We start from the raw sequence: 25,237 nt of genomic DNA on the forward strand, positions 1-25,237 counted from the left end.
GGGCGGCCGGGTGTGGGCCCCCCCCCACCTTACTACAGCTTCAAAACCCCGCCCGGGGGGGGCGGGCCCCCCCCCCCCCGGGGGGGGGGGCCCCCCCCGGGGGGGGGGGGGGCGGGCGCCAAACCCCCCCCCCCCCCCCCGCCCTTTGAGCTGGGGTCTCGCCGGACCCGTCGTATGACCGTCTACGAAACCACCGCGGGGTCCGCCGACTTGGCCAGGGGCTCGGAGTTGCCTTCGTCACCCATGGCGATCCCGCGCCGCCTGGACATGTACACCGCCCCCACGATCACGGCGATCGAGAGGACCGCGATGGTGACCCGCAGCCCGACGCTCTTGTCGTCGCCGTAGCTGAACTGGACGACGGCGGGAGCGATGAGCAGCGCGACCAGGTTCATCACCTTCAGCAGCGGGTTGATCGCCGGACCCGCGGTGTCCTTGAAGGGGTCACCCACGGTGTCGCCGATCACGGTCGCGGCGTGGGCCTCGCTGCCCTTGCCGCCGTGGTGCCCGTCCTCGACCAGCTTCTTGGCGTTGTCCCAGGCGCCGCCGGAGTTGGCGAGGAACACCGCCATCAGCGTCCCGGTGCCGATCGCGCCGGCGAGGTACGCGCCCAGCGCGCCGACCCCGAGGGTGAACCCGATCGCGATGGGTGCCATGACGGCGAGCAGGCCTGGGGTGGCCAGTTCCCTGAGGGCGTCCTTGGTGCAGATGTCGACGACCCTGCCGTACTCCGGCTTCTCGCTGTAGTCCATGATCCCGGGGTGTTCTCCGAACTGCCGCCGCACCTCGTAGACCACCGCGCCCGCGGACCGCGAGACGGCGTTGATCGCCAGCCCCGAGAAGAGGAAGACGACCGCGGCGCCCGCGATGAGCCCGACGAGGTTGTTGGGCTGCGAGATGTCCATCATCAGATTCATGGGCGCGCCGGCGCCGGAGACCTTCTCGCCCACGTCGTTCGCCGCGGTGACGATCGCGTCGCGGTAGGAGCCGAAGAGCGCCGCCGCCGCGAGCACGGCCGTGGCGATGGCGATGCCCTTGGTGATGGCCTTGGTGGTGTTGCCGACGGCGTCCAGGTCCGTGAGCACCTGCGCGCCCGCGCCCTGGACGTCGCCGGACATCTCGGCGATGCCCTGCGCGTTGTCGGAGACGGGTCCGAAGGTGTCCATGGCGACGATGACGCCGACCGTGGTGAGCAGACCGGTGCCGGCGAGCGCCACCGCGAACAGCGCGAGCATGATCGAGGTACCGCCGAGCAGGAACGCCCCGTACACGCCGAGGCCGATCAGCAGGGCGGTGTAGACGGCCGATTCCAGACCGACGGAGATACCGGCGAGGACCACGGTGGCCGGGCCGGTGAGCGAGGTCTTGCCGATGTCCCGCACGGGACGCCGGGTGGTCTCGGTGAAGTATCCGGTCAGCTGCTGGATCAGCGCGGCCAGCACGATGCCGATGGCCACCGCGACGAGGGCGAGGATCCGCGGGTCTCCGCCCTTGTCGAGGATCGTCTGGTCCCCGACGCCGTCCAGGCCGGCGTACGTGGACGGCAGGTAGGCGTAGACGGCGACGGCGACCAGGGCCAGCGAGATGACCGCCGAGATGAAGAAGCCGCGGTTGATCGCGGACATGCCGCTGCGGTCGCTCCGGCGTGGCGCCACCGCGAAGATGCCGATCATCGCGGTGAGGACGCCGATCGCGGGAACGATCAGCGGGAAGGCGAGCCCGGAGTCGCCGAAGGCGGCCTTGCCGAGGATCAGCGCGGCGACGAGCGTCACCGCGTACGACTCGAAGAGGTCGGCCGCCATGCCCGCGCAGTCGCCGACGTTGTCGCCCACGTTGTCGGCGATGGTCGCGGCATTGCGCGGATCGTCCTCCGGAATGCCCTGCTCCACCTTTCCGACCAGGTCGGCGCCGACGTCGGCGGCCTTGGTGAAGATGCCACCGCCGACACGCATGAACATGGCGATGAGGGCGGCACCCAGACCGAATCCCTCCAGCACCTTCGGCGCGTCGGCCGCGTACACCAGCACCACGCAGGAGGCGCCCAGCAGACCGAGCCCCACCGTGAACATGCCGACGACACCGCCCGTGCGAAATGCGATCTTCATCGCCTTGTGCGAGACCGCGGTGAGATCCTTTTCCGGCTCGCCTGCCGCCGGTGTCGCCTCCCGGGCGGCCGCGGCGACGCGCACATTGCTGCGCACGGCGAGCCACATGCCGATATAACCGGTGGCCGCGGAGAACGCCGCGCCGATCAAGAAGAACACCGATCGTCCGGCGCGCTGATTCCAGTCGTCCGCGGGCAGCAGCATGAGCAGGAAGAACACGACGACGGCGAAAACGCCGAGCGTGCGCAACTGCCTGGCCAGATAGGCGTTCGCGCCTTCCTGCACGGCCGCCGCGATCTTCTTCATGCTGTCGGTGCCCTCGCCCGCCGCGAGCACCTGGCGCACCAGGACTCCGGCGACGACGAGCGCGGCCAGCGCCACGAGCCCGATCACCATGACGATGATCCGGTTGTCATCGGTCAGCACTGCTGCTGCGAAGTTCGTGGGGTGGTCAAACCGCTGAGGGGTAGAAAGCCCCGCCATTCGTCCTCCTTGACGCTTGGGCTGAGCTCAAGATGTGGACGGATTCTAGGGAGCGGAACCCGATCAAAACAGTGCACGGCAAACGGAATTAGCCTTCACATCCCGTTCAGCAAATGATCCATGCGCCGCTACATTACTCGAAAGAAGTAATGCCTCAAAGGCATTGACCCTTGATCGAATTATCGCTCCATTGATCGTGAATTACTTCACGAAATTGTTGTCGTATGAGTGGCATGACCACTCTAGGGACGCGCCACCGCCCCCGGACACGCCGAAGGGCCCTACTTGGTAGGGCCCTTCGGGGTAGGAGTGACGTGCGGTGGAACGGGGCTCAGACCGGCACCGCGGGGGGTGCCGTCGTCGGCCAGCTCATGCGGATCAGTCCACCGTTCTCCCCGGTGGTGACCTCCATGTCGTCGACGAGGCCGCTGATGACCGCGAGGCCCATGTCGTCCTCCTCGCTGTCCATCTCCGCCTCGCCCCCGGCACCCGACGCCTTGTCGCCGGGGACGGTGTGGGGCGCCTCGTCGCCGACCTCGATGGAGAACTGCTTCTCGTCCTCGATCAGCGACACATGCACCGGCGCCGAGACACCACTGCTCCGGTGCAGCCCGACGGCACGGGTGCACGCCTCGCCGACGGCCAGCCTGACCTCGTCGAGGACGGCCTCGTCCACTCCGGCCCTGCGCGCCACCGCTGCCGCCACCAGTCGGGCGGTCCGGACGTGCTCGGGCAGCGCGCTGAAGCGGAGTTCAACGGTGGCCATGCATCCCCCTCGGAACTACGGGCGTGCGGTCGAAGGGCCGGGCCCTCGGGCCCGGTCCCCTCACTTGACGTGTCTGTGGCTCTTCCGGGCGCGGGGCCCGGACGGGCGTCATCAGTCGGTGGCCGCCACCGCTTCGTCGACCGAGGTGTGGATGGGGAACACCTTGGTCAGACCGGTGATGCGGAAGATCTTCAAAATGCGCTCCTGGTTGCACACCAGGCGCAGCGAGCCCTCGTGGGCCCGTACTCGCTTCAGGCCGCCCACCAGCACGCCGAGCCCGGTGGAGTCGAGGAAGTCGACGCCCTCCATGTCGACGACGAGGTGGAAACTCCCGTCGTTGACCAGCTCGACCAGCTGCTCACGCAGCTTGGGCGCGGTATAAACGTCGATTTCGCCACCGACCTCGACGACCGTACGATCGCCGACGGTACGGGTCGACAGGGACAGGTCCACGGATCCTCCAGCACCTTGCTATCGAGCGTTCGCCCCTCGGGACACCTCGGCTTGAAAGCCCCCGGGACGGTTCGCCAGCCGCGATGGCATTCAATCACTTACCGGCAGGCGTGCACGACGCCTTGGGTCCATTGTCCGTCACGCCGGTGACACACTCGGTGCCGATGGCCAAGAATCACCGATCCGATCGATCCTCGACGGACACCGCACCCAGCCCCTCGCCGGGCGAGGTCCTGGACCGGCTCGCCTCGGGCCCGAGCCGGGCTTCGCGCATCACTCATACGGAGCATGTGCCCCCGCGTGCGGGTCGCCATGCCGTCTGGCCGGACCGGATCCGCGCCGAGGTCATCGCGGCCGTCCAGACCGCCGGAATCGAACATCCCTGGGCCCACCAGGCACGCGTCGCCGAGCACGCCCTCGACGGCGATTCCGTGGTCGTCGCCACCGGCACCGCCTCCGGCAAGTCCCTGGCCTACCTCGTGCCGGTGCTCTCCCGTCTGCTGGACGGCTCCGAGGCCGCCAACGGCCGCGGGGCCACCGCCCTCTACCTGGCCCCGACCAAGGCGCTCGCGGCGGATCAGTGCCGATCGGTGAAGAAACTTTCACAACCTCTCGGCAATGCCGTGCGCCCAGCCGTGTACGACGGCGACACCCCGGTCGAGGAACGCGAGTGGATCCGCCAGTACGCCAACTACGTCCTCACCAACCCCGACATGCTCCACCGGGGGATCCTGCCTTCCCACCCCCGCTGGTCCTCCTTCCTGCGCGCCCTCAAGTACGTCGTCATCGACGAGTGCCACACCTACCGGGGTGTCTTCGGCTCCCATGTCGCCCAGGTGCTGCGCCGCCTGCGCCGTCTGTGCGCCCGCTACGGCGCCGAGCCCGTCTTCCTGCTGGCCTCCGCCACCGCCGCCGAGCCCTCCGTCGCCGCCGGCCGCCTCACCGGCGTCCGGGTGACCGAGGTCGCCGACGACGGCTCACCCCGCGGTGAACTGGTGTTCGCCCTCTGGGAGCCCCCGCTCACCGAGCTCCAGGGCGAGAAGGGCGCCCCCGTACGGCGTACCGCGACGGCGGAGACGGCCGACCTGCTCACCGACCTGACCGTCCAGGGCGTCCGCTCGGTCGCCTTCGTACGGTCCCGGCGTGGCGCGGAGCTGATCTCGGTGATCGCCCAGGAACGCCTCGCCGAGGTCGACCGCTCCCTGGCCCGGCGCGTGGCCGCCTACCGCGGCGGCTACCTCCCGGAGGAACGCCGCGCCCTGGAACGCGCCCTCCACTCCGGCGAACTCCTCGGCCTCGCCGCGACCACGGCCCTCGAACTCGGCGTCGACATCTCCGGCCTCGACGCCGTCCTCATCGCCGGCTACCCGGGCACCCGTGCCTCCCTGTGGCAGCAGGCGGGCCGCGCCGGACGCTCCGGCCAGGGTGCCCTGGCCGTCCTGGTGGCCCGCGACGACCCGTTGGACACGTTCCTGGTCCACCATCCCGAGGCTCTGTTCGACCGACCGGTGGAGTCGACCGTCCTCGACCCCGACAACCCCTACGTCCTCGCCCCCCATCTGTGCGCGGCCGCCGCCGAGCTGCCGTTGACCGAGGAGGACTTCGAGCTGTTCGGTCCCGCCTGCGAGGAGTTGCTGCCGCAGTTGGAGGCCGCGCAACTGCTCCGGCGCCGCACCAGGGCCTGGCACTGGACCCGCAGGGAGCGGCCCGCCGACCTCGCCGACATCCGGGGCCAGGGCGGCCGGCCCGTCCAGGTCGTCGAGGCCGCCACCGGCCGCCTCCTCGGAACGGTCGACGCGGGCGCCGCCCACACCACCGTTCACGAGGGGGCGGTCCATCTGCACCAGGGCCGTACGTACCTGGTGCGCGAACTGGACCTGGACGACTCCGTCGCCCTCGTCGAACAGGCCGACCCGCCCTACTCGACGGTCGCCCGCGACACGACCTCCATCTCCGTCCTGGACACGGACACCGAGATCCCCTGGGGCGACGGAAGGCTCTGCTACGGCTCCGTCGAGGTCACCAACCAGGTCGTCTCCTTCCTGCGTCGCCGACTCATCACCGGCGAGGTCCTCGGCGAGACCAGACTCGATCTCCCTCCCCGTACGCTGCGCACCCGTGCCGTCTGGTGGACCGTCACCGAGGACCAGCTCGACGCGGCCCGCATCGGCCCCGAGATCCTCGGCGGCGCCCTGCACGCCGCCGAGCACGCGTCGATCGGCATGCTGCCGCTCTTCGCCACCTGCGACCGCTGGGACATCGGCGGCGTCTCCGTGCCGCTGCATCCCGACACCCTGCTGCCCACGGTCTTCGTCTACGACGGGCACCCGGGCGGCGCCGGCTTCGCCGAGCGGGCCTTCCACACGGCCGCGTCCTGGCTCGACGCCACCCGCGAGGCCATCGCCGCGTGCGAGTGCGACGCCGGGTGCCCGTCCTGCATCCAGTCCCCCAAGTGCGGCAACGGGAACGATCCCTTGCACAAGAGGGGGGCCGTGCGTCTGCTCACGGAACTGCTGCGGGGCGCTCCGCGGGAGGACGGGACGCATTAGAGCCCTGGGTACTCGATGCGCCGGGTGTTCCGGTGACCGGGTGTCCTGGGACCGGGTGCCTCGGGCCGCGGGCCCCTGGGCCAGGTGCCTTGGGCTGCGGGCCCAGGGGCCGGGGCTTGGGCCGCGGGCCCTGGAGCGGTGTCCTGGGACCGGGTGCCCTGGGCCGCGGACCCCTGGGCCGGGTGCCTCGGGCCGCGGGCGCCAGGGCCGGGGCTTGGGCCGCGGGCCCCAGGGCCGGGGCCGGTGTCCTGGGACCGGGCGCCCTGGGCCGCGGGCCCCAGGGCCAGGCGCCCTGGAACCGGGGCTTGGGATGGGGCGACGCCTCGGAGCCGGGGATGACGGGGTCTCACGGCATCGGCCCGTCCGTGATCGATCGCCCAGTTCCCGCGCCCGCCCCTGTAGGCGCTCCTGCGAGGCCTGGCTGGCCGGGCGCCGTCATCGGCGGGCCCGCTCTCGCCCTGGCCTCGGCGGTCAGCAGACCGCTGCCCGACGCCGCCGTGACATCGGAGATCTCTCCCTCCACCTCGCAGCTCACGATCCGGCTGCCCTGGGCCCGTGCCACCCTGTCGGCCGTGGCGCAGGCGCCCTCGCTGCCCTTCATCCAGTGGTCGGCGGCGGCCAGGGCCGCGAGATCGGCCGCGCCGGCCGCGCGGTGCCGGACCACCACCGCCTGGCCCATCGCGAGCACGGCGCCGAAGACGGCACACAGCACGACGAGCACACCGGCGACCCAGACGGTCGCGGAGCCCCGGTCCGAGTGGACGGTACGCGGCACTGTCATCCGCTCCCCACCCCCACCGTCTCCTCCGCCAGGGCCACCGCCGTATGACTGAGGTCCAGGCCCAGGGCTCCGGGACCCGGCGAGCGGGCCGACACGACGACACGGACATGGTCGCCGTCCCGGCCGACCCTGACCCGCGCCCCGTCGGGCGCCGCGCGCCGGGCCACGGCCGCGACCGCGCCCGGGGGGTCCTGCCGGGCGGCGGCGCGGGCCCCGGCCCGCGCCGCGTCCACGCACTGGATCTGGGCGCAGGCCGCGAGCAGGGCCCACACCAGGGCCATCGCGAACAGCACCAGCACGGGCAGGGCCATGGCCGCCTCGGCCGTCACGAACCCCCGGTCACCGCCCGGGGCCCTGCCGCGCCGCCGTGGCTCACGCCCCGCCACTGAGGGCCCGCCCGACGATGTCCTGCAGCTCCGCCTGGACCTGCCCGCTGGTCACCACCTTGTAGAGCACCGCGGCGAAGGCAACCGCCGCGATGATGCCGACGGCGTACTCGGACGTCACCATTCCGGCGTCCCTCCGTGCAGCTCGGACCCGACACACCAGGGCACGCGTCAGCCGGACCCGCACCACTTCTCGCACTGCCTTGTACATCTCAACCCCCGTGAGGCTCTGTTCCGTTGATCGTTCGGTTCGTCATGAATCGTTCGTGGCACCACTGGCAATCCGGCCATCGGCCATCGATCGCCGACCCAGCCGCCGCCCCCGCTCACTCCCTGCCGGCCATCACCCACCACCCCCTCCCAACAGCCCGTCCGCCAGGCCGATCACCACCGGCAGCACTCCCACCGCGATGAAGGCGGGGAGGAAGCACAGGCCCACCGGGGCGGTGACCATCACGCCGGCCCGGCGGGCGCGCTCCGTCGCGGCGCGGCCCCAGTCGGCGCGGGCCTCGGCGGCCAGGCGGGCAACCGGGGCAGCGGCAGGTGCGCCGGTCTGGTCGGCCCGTTCCAGGAGGCGGGCCAGCGGCCCGGCCCCGGGGAGGGCGGCCAGCGCACGCCACGCGTCGGCCGGCTCGCCCCCGAGGCGGGCCTCTGCCGCGCCCCTGGCCAGCCGCTCCCCCACCGGCCCGCCCAGAGCCTCACCAACGGCCTGGGCGGCCACGACAGGGCTCGCCCCGGCCGCGATGCAGGCCGCCAGCAGATCGGCGGCGAGAGGCAGTTGCCGGGCGGCCTCCGCCGCGTCGAACGCCTTTGCCGACGTGCCGTCCGGGTCACGGGTCCGCCGCAGCCACCGCCAGACCCCCGTACCGGCAGCGAGACCCAGCGTCAGCCCCAGGAGACCGCCGATCAGCGCCCACCCGGCGCACACCGTGCCGACCAACGGCAGCCACCGCCGTAAGGCGCGCCGCGGAGCGAAGCACCGTGGGAGCGGAGCGGCAGCCGGAACCAGGACCGCCCCCAGCCGGGCGCGCAGCCGCCGTTCGCGTCGTACGGTGACCAGTGAGCGGGCCGGCCACCACAGGCCCGCGAGGGCGCAGAGGGCCACCCCCAGCCTGTGGACGACGTCCTCGTTCATGCCGTCTCCGCTCCCCGTACGATCCGCAGCGCCCACCACAGGCCGGCGCCCTCCAGCACCGCGCCGACCACCAGACAGCCCAGCCCGGCCCCGCTGTGCAGCACGACGTGCAGCGGGTCGGCGCCGAGGGCGGTACCCAGCAGCAGGCCCAGCACGGGAAGCCCGGCGAGCATCACCGCCGTCGACCGGGAGCCGGCCAACTGGGCCCGCAGATCGGCCCGTTGATCCCGCTCGGCGCGCAGGGCCCCCTCCAGGCGGTCGAGCCCGGCGGCGAGGCCGGCGCCCCGGTCGACGGCCACCCGCCAGCACGCGGCGAGCCCCAGCAGTCCATCGGCGCCCGGTTGCCGCGCCGCCCCGGCGAGCGCGCCCGGTACGTCCCCGCCGAACCGGGCCGCCGCCAGCACCACCGCCTGCGCCTCACCGAGCCCGCCCGAGTCCCGAGCCGCCCGCAGCAACGCCTCCCCCGGCTGCCGGCCGGCCCGCACCTCCCCGGCGAGCGCCGCGCACAGGGCGACCACCGCTTCTCCACGCCGCTCCCTGGCCCGGCGCTCCTCCGCCGCCCGCCGCACCCGCCGGAGCAGCGGCACCCCGGCCGCACCCGCGAGAACCGGCAGCACGGAGGCTCCCAGCACCGCGAGCAGCGCTCCCGCCACCGGCGCCCACCATTCGAACCCGAGCCGCCGTACCCGGCCCACCGCCCGCTGCCAGGGCGGCGGGCCCATCGCCCCTCCCCCGCCGAGCAGCGACCGGGCCCGTCGAGCGCCGGTGTCCCGGCCGCCGCCCACCATCCACGCCGCCGCCCCCGCACACAGCAGAGCCACCCCGGACGCCGCCTCATCGACCCCCGTCAAAGGACCCACTCCCTTCCCGCAGTTCGCCCCGGAGAAGCCCTCGCAGCCGCTCCCAGCCCCGCTCGTACACGAACGCCTCCGCGCCCCATCGCAGTGCGGGCACCGTCACCACCAGCCCCGACGCGTCGCGCTCCAGCACATGGACCTCGGCGATCCGGCGCCGCCCGTCGCGGTCCCGGACCAGGTGCAGGACCACCGACAGAGCCGCGGCCAACTGACTGTGCAGCGCGGCCCGGTCGAGCCCGGCGGCCGTGCCGAGCGCCTCCAGCCGGGCCGGCACCTGGCCGGCCGCGTTGGCGTGCAGAGTGCCGCAGCCGCCCTCGTGGCCCGTGTTCAGGGCAGCCAGCAGGGACACCACCTCGGCGCCGCGGACCTCGCCGACGACCAGCCGGTCGGGGCGCATCCGCAGTGCCTGCCGCACCAGATCCTGGAGTTCGACGAGGCCGACCCCCTCCTGGTTGGCCGGTCTGCCCTCCAGCCGCACCACGTGCGGATGGTCGGGCCGCAGCTCCGCCGAGTCCTCGGCGAGCACGATCCGCTCCCCCGGGTCGACCAGGCCGAGCAGCGCGCTCAGCAGGGTTGTCTTGCCTGTGCCCGTGCCGCCGCTGATGACGTACGACAGCCGGGAGCGGATCAGTGCACGCAGCACCCGGTCGCCGCCCGGCGGGACCGTGCCCGCCGCCGCCAGTTCGCCGAGCGTGAACGCCCGTGGCCGGACGACCCGCAGGGACAGGCAGGTCGAACCCACGGCCACCGGTGGCAGCACCGCGTGGAGACGGGTGCCGTCGGGCAGCCGTGCGTCGACCCACGGCCTGGCGTCGTCGAGGCGGCGTCCGGCGACGGCGGCCATGCGCTGCGCGAGCCGCCGTACGGCAGCCGCGTCCGGGAAGGAGATCCCGGTCAGCTCCAGGCCGCCGCCGCGGTCCACCCACACCCGGTCGGGCGCCGACACCAGCACGTCGGTGACCGACGGGTCGGCGAGCAACGGCTCCAACGGCCCGCTCCCCACCAGCTCCGACCGCAACCGCTCGGCCGCCCCGAGCACCTCGGCGTCCCCGAGAACCCGCCCCCGCTCCCGCAGCGCCTGCGCCACCCGGGCCGGCGTCGGCTCGGCCCCGCTCTCGACGAGCCACTGCCGAACACCGTCCAGAAGCCCGTCATCGAGCATCCCGGTCACCCGCCCTCACCGCCGATCCACGTCGTCCCGCACACAGCCCGGAGGCCAGGGGTTCGCGCCGCCGTCCCGTCTCCCTCACCACGCGCCCGGCTCCCGCGGCTCCACCGGGGCCGCCGTCCCGCGCCCCCGGCCCCAGCTCCGACTCCGACTCCGACTCCGACTCCGACTCCGACTCCGACTCCGGCTCCGACTCCGACTCCGGCTCCGACTCCGGCGGGATTCCGCCGACCGCCGTCACAGCCCGTCCCGCCGCGGTCCCCGCGCCCGTTCACGCCGCCTCGCTTCCCACGGCCACCCGCTCCCAGAAGCCCTCACAGAACCGGGCCAGCGGGCCGCGGGGGATGCCTCCCGGTGGTTCCGCGGCGACGTGCAGATCCGGCTCGACGGGGACCTCGCCGACGAGCGGCAGCCCGAGGAGACGGGCGATGTCCTGGTCGCCGAGCCCCGGCGTGTACGGCCCCCGCACAGCCACACGGAGGTCACGCAGGACCATGCCGAAGGCCGAGGCGACCCGGGAGGCGGCCGCGACGGCGCGCAGCTCGGCAGGGACCACCAGGAGGCCGATGTCGATCTGGGCGAGGGCCTCGGCGACGCTTTCGTCGACGCGGCGCGGCAGGTCGACGACGACGGCCCCGCCGCGCCGTCGTCCTGCGGCGAGGACCGCGCGCACGGCCTGGGGCGGGACGGCGACGGCGTCGCCCCGGTCCCAGCTGAGGACCCGAAGGGAGTGCAGTTCGGGAAGGGACTCCTCCAGGGCGCCGCCGCCGACCCGGCCGCGCGAGGCGGCGAACGCGGGCCAGCGCAGTCCCTCGGCGCTCTCGCCACCGAGGAGGACATCGAGCCCGCCCCCCAGCGGATCGGCGTCCACGAGAAGCGTGCGCCTGCTCTGCCGGGCGGAGGTCACGGCGAGCGCGCAGGCCAGGGTGGATGCCCCGGCTCCGCCGCGCCCTCCGATCACACCGACGGTGAGCGCGGCCCTGCCCACCCCCTCGGCGACGTCGGCGATGCGGTCGACGAGCCACTGCTCGCCGTCCGGCAGCATCAGCACGTGGTCCGCGCCGATCTCCACGGCGCGCTGCCAGATGCCGGAGTCATCCTGGTCCCTGCCGACGAGCACCACCCCCCGCCGGCGGGCGGCCCCGCGCAGTCGGTGCGCCGCGTCGTCGCCGACGAGCACGAGTGGTGCCGCCTCCCAGCGGCTCCGGCCCTCCGGCACGCCGTGGTGCACCTCCGGCCTGGCGCCGGCCGCCGCACACAGGCGCAGCAGGTCGTCCAGCAGTTCCACGTCCTCGGTGACGATCAACGGCCTGCCCTGCCGCCCCTCGGCGGCCGGCTGCCGGTCCTCGGTGATGGCTCCCGCCACGGTGTCCAGCCCCCTTCGCTGCGTCCCGCGCGGCGCTCGGGGCCGTCCTTCGGCGTTCCCCGGCTCCGTCCGTCTCACGGACGCGCTCGTTCAAGTCCTGTGTGAAGTGCCGGTCACCGGCCGCCGAGCGGGCGGTCGGCGGATACCGGCCGAAGGCGCCCGAGAAACCGAACCGGCCAGGAACTCGCCGCCGTCGGGACGCGCTGGAATCACGGTGCAGCGATCCCGGAAATCGTGTGGATCTTGGTCGATAACTGTGGACAACCCGACCGCTGTGAATATCGCCGTCACCCAAACAGGCGATCCCCCACCGTGCCCCCGCAGTGCAGCGCGCCGACTACACACCGTGACGTTTCCTGTGGGAGGGCAGAGAAATGCCCGCGGGGGCGCAAAGCGGCCTCGCGGGCGGGAGAAAGGAAGGGAAAACGCGTCCGGACATGCGACGACCCCCGCCGGGGGGGAGAGCGGGGGTCGTCCCCACGGCCGACTCGGGGGGGGAGGAGTCGGGCCGGGTTAGCACGGTCGCGAACGATCCGTGACTTCCATGGTGTACCCGAGAGCCCTCTCAGGCAAACCCACACACCCCACACTAGCCCGAATGGCGGGCGCATATGCTCAGCCCCGTGGAAAACCACTCCTTGCCCCGCACAGCGGCCTTCTTTGACCTGGACAAGACGGTCATTGCGAAGTCGAGCACGCTCACGTTCAGCAAGTCGTTCTACCAAGGCGGCCTGATCAACCGCAGGGCCGCGCTGCGGACGGCATACATCCAGTTCGTGTTCCTCGCGGGCGGCGCCGACCACGACCAGATGGAGCGGATGCGGAAGTACCTCTCCGCACTGTGCCGGGGCTGGAACGTCCAACAGGTGAAGGACATAGTCGCCGAGACCCTTCACGACCTGATCGACCCGATCATCTACGACGAGGCCGCCTCCCTCATCGAAGAGCACCACCTCGCCGGGCGGGACGTCGTGATCGTCTCCACGTCCGGCGCCGAGGTCGTCGAGCCGATCGGCGAGCTGCTCGGCGCGGACCGCGTGGTGGCCACCCGGATGGTCGTCGGCGAGGACGGCTGCTTCACCGGCGAGGTGGAGTACTACGCGTACGGCCCCACCAAGGCCGAGGCGATCCGGGAGCTGGCCGAGTCGGAGGAGTACGACCTGGCGCACTGCTACGCGTACAGCGACTCGGCTACCGACCTGCCGATGCTGGAGGCCGTGGGGCACCCGCACGCGGTCAACCCGGACCGGACGCTTCGCAGGGAGGCCCTCGCGCGCGGGTGGCCGATTCTCGACTTCCACCGCCCGGTGCGACTGAAGCAGCGGCTCGCCGTCCGCCCCCGGCCCGCTCTGCTCGCGGTGGCCGCCGTCGGAGCGGCGGCGGCCACCGCGGGACTCGTCTGGTACGCGAGCCGGCGCAGGGCGGCGACCGCTTGACCCTGTACCGCGACCAGGGCCGATTCACCCTCTTTGAAGGCAAAAGTAAAGAAGCGCATCGAGGGGTTCCACTTGCTCCGGTCCTGGAGTAGAAAGGATTCAAGGCCCGCGAGACCAAAGGACGTCCGAGAGGATCACCTTTAATAACTCATTTTGGCCCCACGGACCGAGCATGAACACTGGGCACCCACGCGACGTCGACCCGTCGATTACGGGCCAGCCGCACCAGGTTACGGGCTGAGTTCCCGACCTGATGGGCATATATCGAGGACGCTTGGTAACCGGGTGAACATGCCAGCGGCGGTACGAATTCTCGTACCGCCGCAACTCTTTTCCCGGGGTTCTACGCCGCTCCTCGCTGCAGCGCCTCGCACACCGCCGTCGACTCGCGCGCACCCAGTTCGACAGCCCTGCCGCAGTGGGCGATCCAGGCGGCCATTCCCTCCGGCGTGCCGGAGACATAACCGTCGAGTGCGGCGAGGTAGGCGGCGCGGCCGAGTTCCGCGTGGCCGACCTCCGCCGGGCAGACCGACTTGGGGTCGAGGCCGCTGCCGACCAGCACGATCCGCTCTGCCGTGCGCGCGACGAGGCCGTTGTGGAAGCCGAAGGGCCGCAGGGCGAGCAGTTCGCCGTGCACGACGGCCGCGGTGACCAGGGCGGGGGCGGAACCGCCCCTGATGATCAGCTCGGAGAGGCCGTCAAGACGGCCGGAGACCTCGGCGGCGCCGGGCAACGGCAGCTCGACGAGGGGCTCGTCGACGGGTTCGCCGTCCTGCCGGGGCCGCCCCACGCGCGCGTGGTCCTCGCCGGCCGCCACCAGGTGCAGCCGGGCGAGCACCCGTAGCGGTGACTGCCGCCAGATGGACAGCAGTTGGCCGGCTTCGGCGGTCAGGCGCAGCGCGGCGCCCACCGTGCGCGCCCCGTCGTCGCCCCGCCCGCTGAAGTCGGTACGTCTGCGGACCTCTTCCAGCGCCCAGTCGGCGCCGGACAGGGCCGCCGAGCCGCGCGCACCGCGCAGGGCCGCCTCGGAGGTGATCTCGTTGCTGCGCCGCCGCATGACACGGTGGCCGTAGACCCGGTCCACGGCCTTGCGCACGGACTCCACTGACTCGGCCACACCGGGCAGCTCGGCGAGGGCCGCGAGCGGATCGGCGGTCGCACCTGGCGTACTCATGAGTACGACCCTACGCGCCCTGCCCTCCGGCCCCTCGAAGGAGTGGTCTTCCACTCGGCCGACGCACCGTGGGAGATCATCCGACTACCGTTGGTGAACATGAAAATTGCTTTCGTCGGGAAGGGCGGGAGTGGCAAGACCACGCTGTCCTCCCTGTTCATCCGCCATCTCGCCGCCTCCGGAGCACCGGTCGTCGCCATCGACGCGGACATCAACCAGCACCTGGGGGCCGCTCTGGGGCTCGACGAGTCGGAGGCCGCGGAGCTTCCGGCGATGGGCGAGCGGCTGTCGCTGATCAAGAACCACCTCCGCGGCTCCAACCCGCGGATCGCCTCCGCCGAGACGATGATCAAGACGACCCCGCCAGGCGAGGGCTCCCGGCTGGTGCGGATCTGCGACCCGAACCCGATCTACGACGCCTGCGCCAGGCCGGTGGAACTCGACGGCGGGGCCATCCGTCTGATGGTCACCGGCCCCTTCACCGACGCCGACCTGGGGGTCGCCTGCTACCACTCCAAGACGGGAGCGGTGGAGCTGTTCCTGAACCACCTGGTGGACGGCCGCGACGAGTACGTGGTGGTCGACATGACGGCCGGTTCGGACTCCTTCGCGTCCGGCTTGTTCACCCGCTTCGACATGACGTTCCTCGTCGCGGAGCCGACGCGGAGAGGTGTCTCCGTCTACCGCCAGTACAAGGAGTACGCCGGAGACTACGACGTCACCCTGAAGGTCATCGGCAACAAGGTGCACGGCCCGGACGACCTCGACTTCCTCCGCGCCCAGGTCGGGGACGACCTGCTGGTCACCGTCGGTCACTCGGACTGGGTGCGCGCCCTGGAGAAGGGCCGTCCGCCGCGCTTCGAGCATCTGGAGGAGTCCAACCGCCGCGCGTTGCACACCCTGCACGAGGCGGCGGACGCCACGTACGAGCTGCGCGACTGGGAGCGCTACACCCGCCAGATGGCGCACTTCCACCTGAAGAACGCGACCAGTTGGGGCAATGAGCGGACGGGGGCCGACCTGGCGTCGCAGATCGACCCCGACTTCGTCCTCGGCGAGCAGCTCGCGGCCGCGGTCTGACCCGCTCGCCCCGCCGGTCCCGCCCCACCTCTCCGGACTGGTCCCTAATCCTTCGGCCTTTCCTCACGGGCCGTCCGCTCCCGCGGCTGGGCGGCCGGGGCATCCGGGTCCCCGTCGAGGGCCGGGGCCTGTCCGGCGGAGAGGAACGCCTCCCACCCTTCGTTCGGTGACCGGCCGACGCCGAGGGTACGCAGCTTGTCCAGGACCTCCGGGTCCTGGACGTCGAGCCAGTCGACGAGCTGCCGGAAGGAGACGCAGCGCACGTCCGGCTTGCCGCAGACGGCCTTGATGGTCTCCTCGACGGCCCGCATGTAGACGCCGCCGTTCCAGGACTCGAAGTGGTTGCCGATGATCAGGGGCGCACGGTTGCCCGCGTAGGCGCGCTCGAAGCCGGCGAGCAGGCCGTCCCGGTACTGGTCACCCCAGTACCGGTGCATGGCCGCGGAGCCGGCACGGGCACCGGACTGGTTGACGTAGAAGTTGTAGTCCATGGTCAGCGTCTCGAAGGCGCGGCCTGGCATGGGGACCAGTTGCATCGACAGGTCCCACAGGCCGTCCTTCTTCTCGGGCCAGACCTGGTTCCGGACGCCACTGGTGTCGTAGCGGAAGCCCAGTTCGCGGGCGGCCCGCATGAAGTTGGCCTGACCTTCCAGGCAGGGAGTGCGGGCGCCGATCAGCTCCTCGTCGTAGTCGAAGGGCAGGGGTTCCGCCTCGTCGGTGCCCGTGTTGGTCTTCCATGCCTTCACGAACGCCTTGGCCTGCGCGATCTCGCTCTTCCAGTCCTCGACCGACCACTCGCCGACCCCGCCGCCCTTGCCGCAGAAGTGGCCGTTGAAGTGGGTGCCGATCTCGTTGCCCTCCAGCCAGGCACCGCGCAGTTGCTCCACGGTGTCCCTGATGCCGCGGACATCGTTGAAGCCGATGTCGGAGCGACCCGGCGAGTGCTGTGGCGGCCGGTAGAGGTCCCGCTTCTCCTCCGGGAGCATGTACACACCGCTCAGGAAGTACGTCATGGTCGCGTTGTTGGCACGGGCCACCTCGCGGAAGTGGGAGAAGAGCCGCTGGCTGTCCTCGCCGGCACCGTCCCAGGAGAAGACCACGAACTGCGGGGGTTTCTGACCGGGCTTCAGCCGCTTCGGCCTGGGCAGATGCGGCTGCGCACCGGTGTACGCGGTGGACCCGTCGCCGATGAGCCGGAGCGGGGTCTTCGGCGGTGCGGGAGCGCCCTCCTTCGTTCCGGGCGCCGCCTCCTTGCCGCCGCGCGCGCCCTGCGCCCCCTCCTTTCCGGTGTTGTTCGCGCCGGTCGGGCCGGCGGTGCCCGTATCGCCGATGCCACAGCCGGCGAGCGCCGCGGCGCAGGTCACGGCGAGTGTCACACCGACGGCGATCCTCTGGGTGACGGCCATCTTCCGCCCACCTTCTTCCTTTGCTCAGGGGCAGAGCGGCCAAGATCACACAGAGCGCCGATCAAACTAATATGACAAGCCAAAGAAATACCTGATTCATCATCTTGAGTGATCTGATACCCCATTTGCCGTGAATGTCCTTGCATGGCCTTTACTCTGCATTACGATTCATTTACTGAGCGTTGAGAAATCCCGCCGCTGTACGCCGTGACCCACGGCCGCGACCCGACCCCCGCCGCAGAGCGGGGGACCACCTGTTCCGCGACCGCGCAGCCCCGGAGGAGACGGGAGAACATGTCCGCCTGCGTCCCCACCCACGCCCCCGACTCCAGCCCGAATCGGGCGGAGTCCGAACACCAGCCCCACAGCCCGCCCAAGGAACCCCGCCGGTTCCGCATCGCGGGCGCCGATGTGTCCGCCTCCATCGCGGTCTTCCTGATCGCACTCCCCCTGTCCCTGGGCATCGCCCTGGCGACCGGCGCACCGCTCCAGGCCGGCCTCGTCGCCGCCGCCGTCGGCGGTATCGTCGCCGGACGCCTCGGCGGCTCGCCGCTCCAGGTCAGCGGCCCGGCCGCCGGTCTGACCGTCGTCACCGCGGACCTCATCCATCAGTACGGCTGGCGCACGACCTGCGCCGTCACCGTCCTCGCCGGGATCTCGCAACTCGGCCTGGCCCATCTGCGCGTGGCCCGCTCGGCGCTCGCCGTGAGCCCAGCGATCGTGCACGGCATGCTCGCCGGTATCGGGGTCACCATCGCCGTCGCCCAGCTGCACATCGTGCTCGGCGGCACTCCCCAGAGTTCCGTGCTCGACAACGTGGGCGCACTGCCCGCCCAGTTGGCACACCTGCATCCCGCCGCCGTCTCCATGAGCGTGCTCACCCTCGCCCTGCTGCTCGCCTGGCCCCGGATCCCCGGCCCCGTCGGCCGGAGGCTGCGCAGCGTCCCGGCGGCACTCGTCGCGGTCGCGGGCGCCACGGCGGCGGCCGCGCTGGCCGGGCTCAGCCTGCCCAAGGTCGAGCTGCCCTCCTGGCGCAGCCACGCGCTGGCCGGGCTGCCCGAAGGCCCGGCGCTCGGCCTGTTCGCCGCCGTCCTCAGCACGACTCTTGTGTGCAGCGTGCAGTCGCTCCTCGGGGCGGTCGCCATGGACAAGCTGGCGGCGGGCCGCACCGACGTACGGCGCTCGGACCTGGACCGCGAGCTGCGTGGTCAGGGCGCGGCGAACGTCATCTCCGGAGCCCTCGGCGGCCTGCCCATCGCCGGCGTCGCCGTCCGCAGCACGGCCAACGTCCGAGCCGGCGCCGTCAGCCGCAACTCCACGATGCTGCACGGCGTCTGGGTGGTGGCGGCCGCCCTGCTCCTGGTCCCGGCGCTGGAGCTGATCCCCCTCGCCTCACTCGCCGCCCTGGTGATGGCCATCGGGATCCAGATGGTGTCCCTGAACCACATCCGCACGGTCACCCGCCACCGTGAGGTGCTGGTCTACGCGGGCACCACCGGCGGCGTCGTCCTCCTCGGGGTGCTGGAAGGCGTCGCGCTCGGCATCGCCGTGGCGGTCGGTGTCGCCCTGCACCGCCTCACCCGCACCCGCATCACCCGTGAGGAGAAGGACGGTGTCCATCACGTCCACGTCCGCGGGCAGCTGACGTTCCTCGCCGTGCCCCGGCTCAGCCGAGCGCTGCACCAGGTCCCTCAGGGCGCCGAGGCGGTGGTCGAGCTCGACGGGTCGTTCATGGACCACGCCGCGTACGAGTCGCTTCAGGACTGGCAGCACGCCCACCGCGCGCGGGGCGGCTCCGTGGAGATCACCGGCCGGGCCGGGACCCGGATCGCCGAGCCGGCGGGCGCCTCCGCGGCCGGCTGCCGCTGCCGGCCCTGGACGGCATGGCGCAACCACCAGTGCGCGGCGCCCGCTCCCGCCCCCGTCGGCAGCCCGGCGCAGGAGACGGCGGAGGGGCCGAGCGTTCGTCAGCTGGCGCGCGGCATCAGCGCGTTCCAGACCAACACCGCCCCACTGGTGCGCCGGGAGCTGGCGCGGCTGGCGCGGGAGGGCCAGCAGCCCTCGCAGCTCTTCCTCACCTGCGCCGATTCCCGGCTCGTCACTTCCATGATCACGTCCAGCGGGCCCGGCGATCTCTTCGTCGTGCGCAATGTCGGCAATCTCGTGCCCATGCCGGGCGAGGAGAGCGGTGACGACTCGGTGGCGGCGGCCATCGAATACGCGGTGGAGGTGCTGAAGGTACGGTCCATCACCGTCTGCGGGCACTCCGGCTGCGGGGCCATGCAGGCCCTGCTCGCCACGGATCCCGGCGGTGCCCGGACGCCCCTCGGGCGATGGCTGCGGCACGGCCTGCCCAGCCTGGAACGCGCCACCGACGAGAACCGCCCCTGGGCCCGTATCGCCGGGCGTGAACCGGCCGACGTGGTCGAGCAGCTGTGCCTGACCAACGTCATCCAGCAGTTGAAGCACCTGCGGGCGCACGACTGCGTCGCGCGGGCCCTGCGCGAGGGCACGCTCGAACTGCACGGGATGTACTTCCATGTGGGCGAGGCCCAGGCGTACCTGCTCACCGAGGAGGCCCCGGACGGCGGTGTCTTCGACCGGGTGGCCGCGGCGGCGGGGACGACTGAGCCGGCGGGGACGGTTCTGCACGACACGCACACCTGAACCGATTCGCCCACCGGTCCGTGACAACGGGTGGCCCCATGGCAGTGGGGCCACCCACCCACAGGTCTAAACCAATCCCAGGAAGGCCCTTGTCATCGGGGGTCCGGGTCTGATGAGCTGTGGCCTGGGACACAACGGACACCCTGGGAAAGGGAGATGTCGTGAGCAACGAGAGCCTGGCCAACCTCTTGAAGGAGGAGCGACGCTTCGCGCCGCCCGCTGACCTGGCCGCGAACGCCAACGTCACGGCAGAGGCGTACGAACAGGCCAAGGCTGACAGGCTCGGTTTCTGGGCGGCGCAGGCCCGGCGGCTGACCTGGGCCAAGGAGCCCACCGAGACCCTGGACTGGTCGAACCCGCCGTTCGCCAAGTGGTTCAAGGACGGCGAGCTCAACGTCGCGTACAACTGCGTCGACCGCCATGTCGAGGCCGGCCACGGCGACCGGGTCGCCATTCACTTCGAGGGCGAGCCCGGCGACAGCCGGGCCGTCACCTACGCCGCACTCAAGGACGAGGTGAGCAAGGCCGCGAACGCCCTGCTGGAGCTGGGCGTCCGGGCCGGTGACCGGGTCGCCGTCTACATGCCGATGATCCCGGAGACGGCCGTGGCGATGCTCGCGTGCGCCCGCATCGGCGCCGCGCACTCCGTCGTCTTCGGCGGCTTCTCCGCGGACGCGCTCGCGACCCGCATCCAGGACGCCGACGCCAAGGTGGTCATCACCGCCGACGGCGGCTACCGGCGTGGGAAGCCGTCCGCGCTCAAGCCGGCCGTGGACGAGGCGATCGGCAAGGTGGACAACGTCGAGCACGTCCTCGTCGTACGCCGTACCGGTCAGGACGTCGCCTGGACCGACGGCCGGGACGTGTGGTGGCACGACATCGTCGACCGGCAGTCCGCCGAGCACACCCCGCAGGCGTTCGGGGCCGAGCACCCGCTGTTCATCCTGTACACGTCGGGCACGACCGGTAAGCCGAAGGGCATCCTGCACACCTCTGGCGGCTACCTCACCCAGACGGCGTACACGCACCACGCGGTCTTCGACCTCAAGCCGGAGACGGACGTGTACTGGTGCACGGCCGACGTCGGCTGGGTCACCGGCCACTCGTACATCGTCTACGGGCCGCTGGCGAACGGCGCCACCCAGGTCATGTACGAGGGCACGCCCGACACCCCGCACCAGGGGCGGTTCTGGGAGATCGTGCAGAAGTACGGCGTGACGATCCTGTACACGGCGCCCACGGCCATCCGTACGTTCATGAAGTGGGGCGACGACATCCCCGCGAAGTTCGACCTCGGCAGCCTGCGGGTGCTGGGCTCCGTGGGCGAGCCGATCAACCCCGAGGCGTGGATCTGGTACCGCAAGCACATCGGTGCGGACCGGACGCCCATCGTGGACACCTGGTGGCAGACCGAGACCGGCGCGATGATGATCTCCCCGCTGCCGGGTGTCACCGAGACCAAGCCGGGCTCCGCGCAGCGGCCGCTGCCGGGCATCTCCGCGACCGTGGTCGACGACGAGGCGAACGAGGTGCCGAACGGCGGTGGCGGCTATCTGGTGCTCACCGAGCCGTGGCCGTCGATGCTGCGCACCATCTGGGGCGACGACCAGCGGTTCCTCGACACGTACTGGTCGCGTTTCGAGGGCAGGTACTTCGCCGGTGACGGGGCGAAGAAGGACGACGACGGGGACATCTGGCTCCTCGGCCGCGTCGACGACGTGATGCTGGTCTCCGGCCACAACATCTCCACCACCGAGGTGGAGTCGGCGCTCGTCTCGCACCCGTCCGTCGCGGAGGCGGCCGTGGTCGGCGCCGCCGACGAGACCACCGGGCAGGCCATCGTCGCCTTCGTCATCCTGCGCGGCACGGCGGCCGAGACCGAGACCCTGGTCGGCGAGTTGCGCGACCACGTCGGCGCGACCCTCGGCCCGATCGCCAAGCCCAAGCGGATCCTGCCGGTGGCGGAGCTGCCGAAGACCCGCTCCGGGAAGATCATGCGGCGCCTGCTGCGTGACGTGGCGGAGAACCGCCAGCTCGGTGATGTCACCACGCTCACGGACTCCACTGTCATGGACCTCATCCAGACCAAGCTGCCGGCGGCGCCCAGCGAGGACTGAGATCGCATCCGCCGAGGGCTGACCACCCGCACGGGCGGCGGTCGAGTGGCCGCCGCCCCGTCGAGGGCCGACGATGGGCATCCGAGGGGGCACCCGGTGATCGACCGCGGGGTGCCCCGAGGCGGGCGCTTAGGTAGACTAAGCAACTAGGTGTGCCGGGAAGTCTGGTCGGCAAGCATTCCGTCCTGCCCTCGACCGGAGGTCCCCCGCCGTGTCCGCATCCCGTTCCACCCCCGCCCGGAAGGTCCTGGACCGGCTCTCCCTGCCCGAGCGGACCTTCGTGACGGACGCGCTGCGCACGGAGACCGTCGGCGGAGTGCTGCTGCTCCTTGCCGCCGTCACCGCGCTGATCTGGGCGAACATCCCCGCACTGCACGACAGTTATGAGACGGTCAGCCATTTCCACTTCGGCCCCGAGGCCGTCGGCCTGAACCTCTCCGTGGAGCACTGGGCCGCCGACGGTCTCCTCGCGATCTTCTTCTTCGTCGCCGGCATCGAACTCAAGCGCGAGCTGGTCGCCGGTGATCTCAGGGACCCCAAGGCGGCCGTACTGCCCGTCGTCGCCGCCCTGTGCGGCATGGCCGTACCGGCCCTCGTCTACGTGCTCACCAACGTCACCGGCGGAGGTTCGCTCGCCGGGTGGGCCGTGCCCACGGCGACGGACATCGCGTTCGCGCTCGCCGTACTGGCCGTCATCGGCACATCACTGCCCTCCGCGCTGCGCGCGTTCCTGCTCACCCTCGCCGTCGTCGACGACCTGTTCGCCATCCTGATCATCGCGCTCTTCTTCACCGACGGCCTCGACTTCGCCGCGCTCGGCGGCGCCGTCGCGGGCCTCGCCGTCTTCTGGCTGCTGCTCAGGAAGGGCGTGCGCGGGTGGTATGTCCACGTTCCGCTCGCTCTCGTCATCTGGGGGCTGATGTACAACAGCGGCGTCCATGCCACCATCGCCGGCGTCGCGATGGGCCTGATGCTGCGCTGCACCCGGCACGAGGGTGAGGAGCACTCCCCCGGCGAGCACATCGAGCACCTTGTGCGCCCCCTCTCGGCAGGGTTGGCCGTGCCGCTGTTCGCCCTGTTCAGCGCGGGTGTCACCGTGTCGGGCGGGGCACTGGGGAAGGTGTTCACCCAGCCGGAGACGCTCGGAGTGGTGCTCGGGCTGGTCGTCGGCAAGGCGGTCGGGATCTTCGGCGGGACCTGGCTGACGGCCCGCTTCACCCGGGCCTCCCTCTCCGAGGACCTGGTCTGGCCGGACGTCTTCGCCGTCGCCTCCCTCGCCGGGATCGGCTTCACCGTGTCGCTGCTCATCGGGGAACTCGCCTTCGAGGGCGACGCGGCGCTCACCGACGGCGTCAAGGCGGCCGTGCTCGTGGGGTCGCTCATCGCGGCGCTCCTGGCGACCGTCCTGCTGAAGATGCGCAACGCCAAGTACCAGGCGTTGTGGGCCGACGAGCAGCGCGACGACGACCTCGACGGCATCCCGGACATCTACGAACAGGACGACCCGGCGTACCACCTGCGCATGGCCGCGATCTATGAACGCAAGGCCGCCGAGCACCGCAGGCTTGCGGAAGTGGCGGGCGGGGCAGGCGACGAGGACGACGGTCCGGCATGATCTGACAGGACCGTACACAACGAAGGGCGCCCCCGGCACCGTACGACGGCCTTCGAGCCGAGGCCCGTACGGGCGGGGGCGCTTCCGGACGCAGATGAGGGAGACCCCGATGAGCGCACCCGACGGCAGCCCGGTCGGTGCCGAACGCAGTGTCGGCCAGCTGGTCGCCTCGGCGACGGCCGAGATGTCCGCACTGGTGCACGACGAGATCGCGCTGGCGAAGGCCCAGCTCAGGCAGGACGTCAAGCGCGGTGCGGTCGGCGGCGGGGCGTTCGCGGCGGCCGGTGCGGTGCTGATCTTCTCCCTGCCGATGCTGAGCTTCGCACTGGCGTACGGCATCCGTACCTGGAGCGACTGGAACCTGGCGATCTGCTTCCTGCTGTCGTTCGCGGCGAACGTGGTGGTCGCCGTCGCCCTGGCGCTCATCGGTGTCGCCTTCTCGAAGAAGGCCAAGAAGGGCCAGGGCCCGCAGAAGGTCGCCGCGTCCATGAAGCAGACCGCCGGAGTGCTCCAGAACGCCAAGCCGCACCCCCGCCGGCCCGCCCGGACCGACGGCGGCGTCGAGGCTGTGGCACGCTCGACGTCATGACGGACCCCGCCACCTCAGCCGCCTCCGGCCAGCCCGCCTCGGTCGTACGACTCGACGTGCCCGGCACGAAAGAGGTGATCCACCGGGACGTGGCCGCCAACGGCGCCCGCTTCCACATCGCCGAACTCGGCGACGGGCCGCTGGTGATGCTGCTGCACGGCTTCCCGCAGTTCTGGTGGACCTGGCGGCACCAGCTGGTCGCGCTCGCCGACGCCGGCTACCGCGCCGTCGCCATGGACCTGCGCGGGGTCGGCGGCAGCGACCGTACCCCCCGCGGTTACGACCCGGCCAACCTCGCCCTCGACATCACGGGCGTCGTCCGCTCCCTCGGTGAGCCGGACGCCGCGCTGGTCGGGCACGACCTCGGCGGCTATCTGGCGTGGACGGCGGCCGTGATGCGCCCGAAGCTGGTGCGACGGCTCGCGGTCTCCTCGATGCCGCACCCGAGGCGCTGGCGCTCGGCGATGCTGTCGGACGTCAAGCAGACCGCCGCGGGGTCGTACATCTGGGGATTCCAGCGGCCCTGGATCCCCGAGCGGCAACTGACCGCCGACGACGGCGCCCTGGTGGGCCGGCTGATCCGGGAGTGGTCGGGGCCGCGGCTGCCCGACGACGAGGCCGTGGAGGCGTACCGGCGGGCGATCTGCATCCCGTCGACGGCGCACTGCTCGATCGAGCCGTACCGGTGGATGGTGCGCTCCCTCGCCCGCCCCGACGGCATCCAGTTCAACCGGCGCATGAAGCGGCCGGTGCGCGTGCCGACGCTCCATCTGCACGGTTCACTCGACCCGGTCATGCGGACTCGCAGCGCGGCGGGTTCCGGGGAGTACGTCGAAGCCCCGTACCGCTGGCGACTGTTCGACGGGCTTGGGCACTTCCCGCACGAGGAGGACCCGGTGGCGTTCTCCTCGGAACTCGTCAACTGGCTGAAGGACCCCGAGCCCGACCGGTGAGACCGGCCCTCGAGCCGTCTTCACGGGCCCGGCCGGACTCCCCGCAGGCCGTTCATGAACGCCTGTTCCCACAGGTGGCCACTTGCCTGGCGCATAGGCCAATTGGGGGGCGCGGGGGAGGTTACCGACCTTGGGGCGGGGGCACACGTCG

The 25,237-nt window shown here is 71.8% G+C and carries 20 protein-coding genes; 8 read left to right on the forward strand and 12 right to left on the reverse strand.

The genetic code is table 11. The features are described 5' to 3' along the window. Window positions 1-182: 182 nt before the first annotated feature. From AC067N_RS10060 to bldG, 3 genes are all read right to left on the reverse strand, one after another. Complete coding sequence (locus AC067N_RS10060; protein WP_478678409.1) at window positions 183-2,588, reverse strand: sodium-translocating pyrophosphatase; 2,406 nt, start codon at window positions 2,586-2,588, stop codon at window positions 183-185. A gap of 331 nt (window positions 2,589-2,919) precedes the next feature. After that, window positions 2,920-3,354: an ATP-binding protein gene (locus AC067N_RS10065; protein WP_478678410.1), complete on the reverse strand. Its 435-nt coding sequence runs from the start codon at window positions 3,352-3,354 to the stop codon at window positions 2,920-2,922. 111 nt (window positions 3,355-3,465) lie between these two features. After that, a complete protein-coding gene (gene bldG / locus AC067N_RS10070) occupies window positions 3,466-3,807 on the reverse strand; it encodes an anti-sigma factor antagonist BldG (protein WP_005475923.1) in 342 nt (113 codons plus the stop codon). A gap of 83 nt (window positions 3,808-3,890) precedes the next feature. Here bldG and AC067N_RS10075 point away from each other — a divergent pair, with 83 nt between their 5' ends. Further along, window positions 3,891-6,356, forward strand: coding sequence for a DEAD/DEAH box helicase (locus tag AC067N_RS10075; RefSeq protein WP_478678411.1), 2,466 nt, complete (start codon window positions 3,891-3,893; stop codon window positions 6,354-6,356). Between the two features lie 346 nt (window positions 6,357-6,702). Here the strand turns inward: AC067N_RS10075 and AC067N_RS10080 are convergent, their stop codons facing one another. The 7 genes from AC067N_RS10080 to ssd all read right to left on the reverse strand — a co-directional run bounded on the left by AC067N_RS10080 (window position 6,703) and on the right by ssd (window position 12,049). Then, window positions 6,703-7,137 (reverse strand): Rv3654c family TadE-like protein, encoded by a 435-nt coding sequence (locus AC067N_RS10080; protein ID WP_478678412.1) that lies wholly within the window; start codon window positions 7,135-7,137, stop codon window positions 6,703-6,705. Continuing rightward, a complete protein-coding gene (locus AC067N_RS10085) occupies window positions 7,134-7,466 on the reverse strand; it encodes a TadE family type IV pilus minor pilin (protein WP_478678413.1) in 333 nt (110 codons plus the stop codon). Before AC067N_RS10085 ends, AC067N_RS10080 begins: the two co-directional genes overlap by 4 nt. Before the next feature lie 43 nt (window positions 7,467-7,509). Then, complete coding sequence (locus AC067N_RS10090) at window positions 7,510-7,734, reverse strand: DUF4244 domain-containing protein (RefSeq protein WP_478678414.1); 225 nt, start codon at window positions 7,732-7,734, stop codon at window positions 7,510-7,512. A 132-nt stretch (window positions 7,735-7,866) separates the two neighbouring features. Next, a complete protein-coding gene (locus AC067N_RS10095) occupies window positions 7,867-8,658 on the reverse strand; it encodes a type II secretion system F family protein (protein ID WP_478678415.1) in 792 nt (263 codons plus the stop codon). Continuing rightward, window positions 8,655-9,446, reverse strand: a complete 792-nt coding sequence (locus tag AC067N_RS10100; RefSeq protein ID WP_478678712.1) for a type II secretion system F family protein — start codon at window positions 9,444-9,446, stop codon at window positions 8,655-8,657. The genes AC067N_RS10095 and AC067N_RS10100 overlap by 4 nt, the downstream gene beginning before the upstream one ends. Window positions 9,447-9,492: 46 nt before the next feature. Next, window positions 9,493-10,677, reverse strand: a complete 1,185-nt coding sequence (locus AC067N_RS10105) for a TadA family conjugal transfer-associated ATPase (protein ID WP_478678416.1) — start codon at window positions 10,675-10,677, stop codon at window positions 9,493-9,495. A 277-nt stretch (window positions 10,678-10,954) separates the two neighbouring features. Then, complete coding sequence (ssd, locus tag AC067N_RS10110) at window positions 10,955-12,049, reverse strand: septum site-determining protein Ssd (protein ID WP_478678417.1); 1,095 nt, start codon at window positions 12,047-12,049, stop codon at window positions 10,955-10,957. Window positions 12,050-12,660: 611 nt separating this feature from the next. Between ssd and AC067N_RS10115 the strand changes: the two genes are divergently transcribed. After that, window positions 12,661-13,485 (forward strand): HAD family hydrolase, encoded by an 825-nt coding sequence (locus tag AC067N_RS10115; protein ID WP_478678418.1) that lies wholly within the window; start codon window positions 12,661-12,663, stop codon window positions 13,483-13,485. Between the two features lie 343 nt (window positions 13,486-13,828). On the opposite strand, the gene AC067N_RS10120 is transcribed toward AC067N_RS10115, so the two are convergent. Beyond that, on the reverse strand, window positions 13,829-14,659 hold the full coding sequence (locus tag AC067N_RS10120) for a Fic family protein (protein WP_478678419.1): 831 nt from the start codon (window positions 14,657-14,659) through the stop codon (window positions 13,829-13,831). A gap of 99 nt (window positions 14,660-14,758) precedes the next feature. Between AC067N_RS10120 and AC067N_RS10125 the strand changes: the two genes are divergently transcribed. Then, the gene (locus tag AC067N_RS10125) at window positions 14,759-15,739 is read left to right on the forward strand and encodes an ATP-binding protein (protein WP_478678420.1); all 981 of its coding nucleotides are present in this window, start codon (window positions 14,759-14,761) and stop codon (window positions 15,737-15,739) included. Window positions 15,740-15,783: 44 nt separating this feature from the next. Here AC067N_RS10125 and AC067N_RS10130 read toward each other — a convergent pair whose 3' ends face one another. Next, the gene (locus AC067N_RS10130) at window positions 15,784-17,145 is read right to left on the reverse strand and encodes a polysaccharide deacetylase family protein (RefSeq protein ID WP_478678421.1); all 1,362 of its coding nucleotides are present in this window, start codon (window positions 17,143-17,145) and stop codon (window positions 15,784-15,786) included. 294 nt (window positions 17,146-17,439) lie between these two features. Here AC067N_RS10130 and AC067N_RS10135 point away from each other — a divergent pair, with 294 nt between their 5' ends. The 5 genes from AC067N_RS10135 (at window position 17,440) to AC067N_RS10155 (ending at window position 25,086) form a co-directional block, all read left to right on the forward strand. Further along, window positions 17,440-19,812, forward strand: a complete 2,373-nt coding sequence (locus tag AC067N_RS10135) for a SulP family inorganic anion transporter (RefSeq protein WP_478678422.1) — start codon at window positions 17,440-17,442, stop codon at window positions 19,810-19,812. Window positions 19,813-19,973: 161 nt separating this feature from the next. Then, the gene (gene acs, locus AC067N_RS10140) at window positions 19,974-21,929 is read left to right on the forward strand and encodes an acetate--CoA ligase (protein WP_478678423.1); all 1,956 of its coding nucleotides are present in this window, start codon (window positions 19,974-19,976) and stop codon (window positions 21,927-21,929) included. A gap of 211 nt (window positions 21,930-22,140) precedes the next feature. After that, window positions 22,141-23,544 (forward strand): Na+/H+ antiporter NhaA, encoded by a 1,404-nt coding sequence (nhaA, locus tag AC067N_RS10145; RefSeq protein WP_478678424.1) that lies wholly within the window; start codon window positions 22,141-22,143, stop codon window positions 23,542-23,544. A 109-nt stretch (window positions 23,545-23,653) separates the two neighbouring features. Further along, complete coding sequence (locus tag AC067N_RS10150; protein WP_478678425.1) at window positions 23,654-24,133, forward strand: phage holin family protein; 480 nt, start codon at window positions 23,654-23,656, stop codon at window positions 24,131-24,133. Further along, on the forward strand, window positions 24,130-25,086 hold the full coding sequence (locus AC067N_RS10155; protein ID WP_478678426.1) for an alpha/beta fold hydrolase: 957 nt from the start codon (window positions 24,130-24,132) through the stop codon (window positions 25,084-25,086). The genes AC067N_RS10150 and AC067N_RS10155 overlap by 4 nt, the downstream gene beginning before the upstream one ends. The last annotated feature ends 151 nt before the right edge of the window (window positions 25,087-25,237 follow it).

Source organism: Streptomyces sp. NPDC042364 (assembly GCF_056437585.1).

Bases quoted from the DNA above. Each gene is read 5' to 3' on its own strand.
- AC067N_RS10060 (WP_478678409.1), bottom strand. From the start codon at position 2,588: ATGGCGGGGCTTTCTACCCCTCAGCGGTTTGACCACCCCACGAACTTC.
- AC067N_RS10065 (WP_478678410.1), bottom strand. From the start codon at position 3,354: ATGGCCACCGTTGAACTCCGCTTCAGCGCGCTGCCCGAGCACGTCCGG.
- AC067N_RS10075 (WP_478678411.1), top strand. From the start codon at position 3,891: ATGGCATTCAATCACTTACCGGCAGGCGTGCACGACGCCTTGGGTCCA.
- AC067N_RS10080 (WP_478678412.1), bottom strand. From the start codon at position 7,137: ATGACAGTGCCGCGTACCGTCCACTCGGACCGGGGCTCCGCGACCGTC.
- AC067N_RS10090 (WP_478678414.1), bottom strand. From the start codon at position 7,734: ATGTACAAGGCAGTGCGAGAAGTGGTGCGGGTCCGGCTGACGCGTGCC.
- AC067N_RS10095 (WP_478678415.1), bottom strand. From the start codon at position 8,658: ATGAACGAGGACGTCGTCCACAGGCTGGGGGTGGCCCTCTGCGCCCTC.
- AC067N_RS10100 (WP_478678712.1), bottom strand. From the start codon at position 9,446: ATGGTGGGCGGCGGCCGGGACACCGGCGCTCGACGGGCCCGGTCGCTG.
- AC067N_RS10105 (WP_478678416.1), bottom strand. From the start codon at position 10,677: ATGCTCGATGACGGGCTTCTGGACGGTGTTCGGCAGTGGCTCGTCGAG.
- AC067N_RS10115 (WP_478678418.1), top strand. From the start codon at position 12,661: ATGCTCAGCCCCGTGGAAAACCACTCCTTGCCCCGCACAGCGGCCTTC.
- AC067N_RS10120 (WP_478678419.1), bottom strand. From the start codon at position 14,659: ATGAGTACGCCAGGTGCGACCGCCGATCCGCTCGCGGCCCTCGCCGAG.
- AC067N_RS10125 (WP_478678420.1), top strand. From the start codon at position 14,759: ATGAAAATTGCTTTCGTCGGGAAGGGCGGGAGTGGCAAGACCACGCTG.
- AC067N_RS10130 (WP_478678421.1), bottom strand. From the start codon at position 17,145: ATGGCCGTCACCCAGAGGATCGCCGTCGGTGTGACACTCGCCGTGACC.
- AC067N_RS10135 (WP_478678422.1), top strand. From the start codon at position 17,440: ATGTCCGCCTGCGTCCCCACCCACGCCCCCGACTCCAGCCCGAATCGG.
- AC067N_RS10150 (WP_478678425.1), top strand. From the start codon at position 23,654: ATGAGCGCACCCGACGGCAGCCCGGTCGGTGCCGAACGCAGTGTCGGC.
- AC067N_RS10155 (WP_478678426.1), top strand. From the start codon at position 24,130: ATGACGGACCCCGCCACCTCAGCCGCCTCCGGCCAGCCCGCCTCGGTC.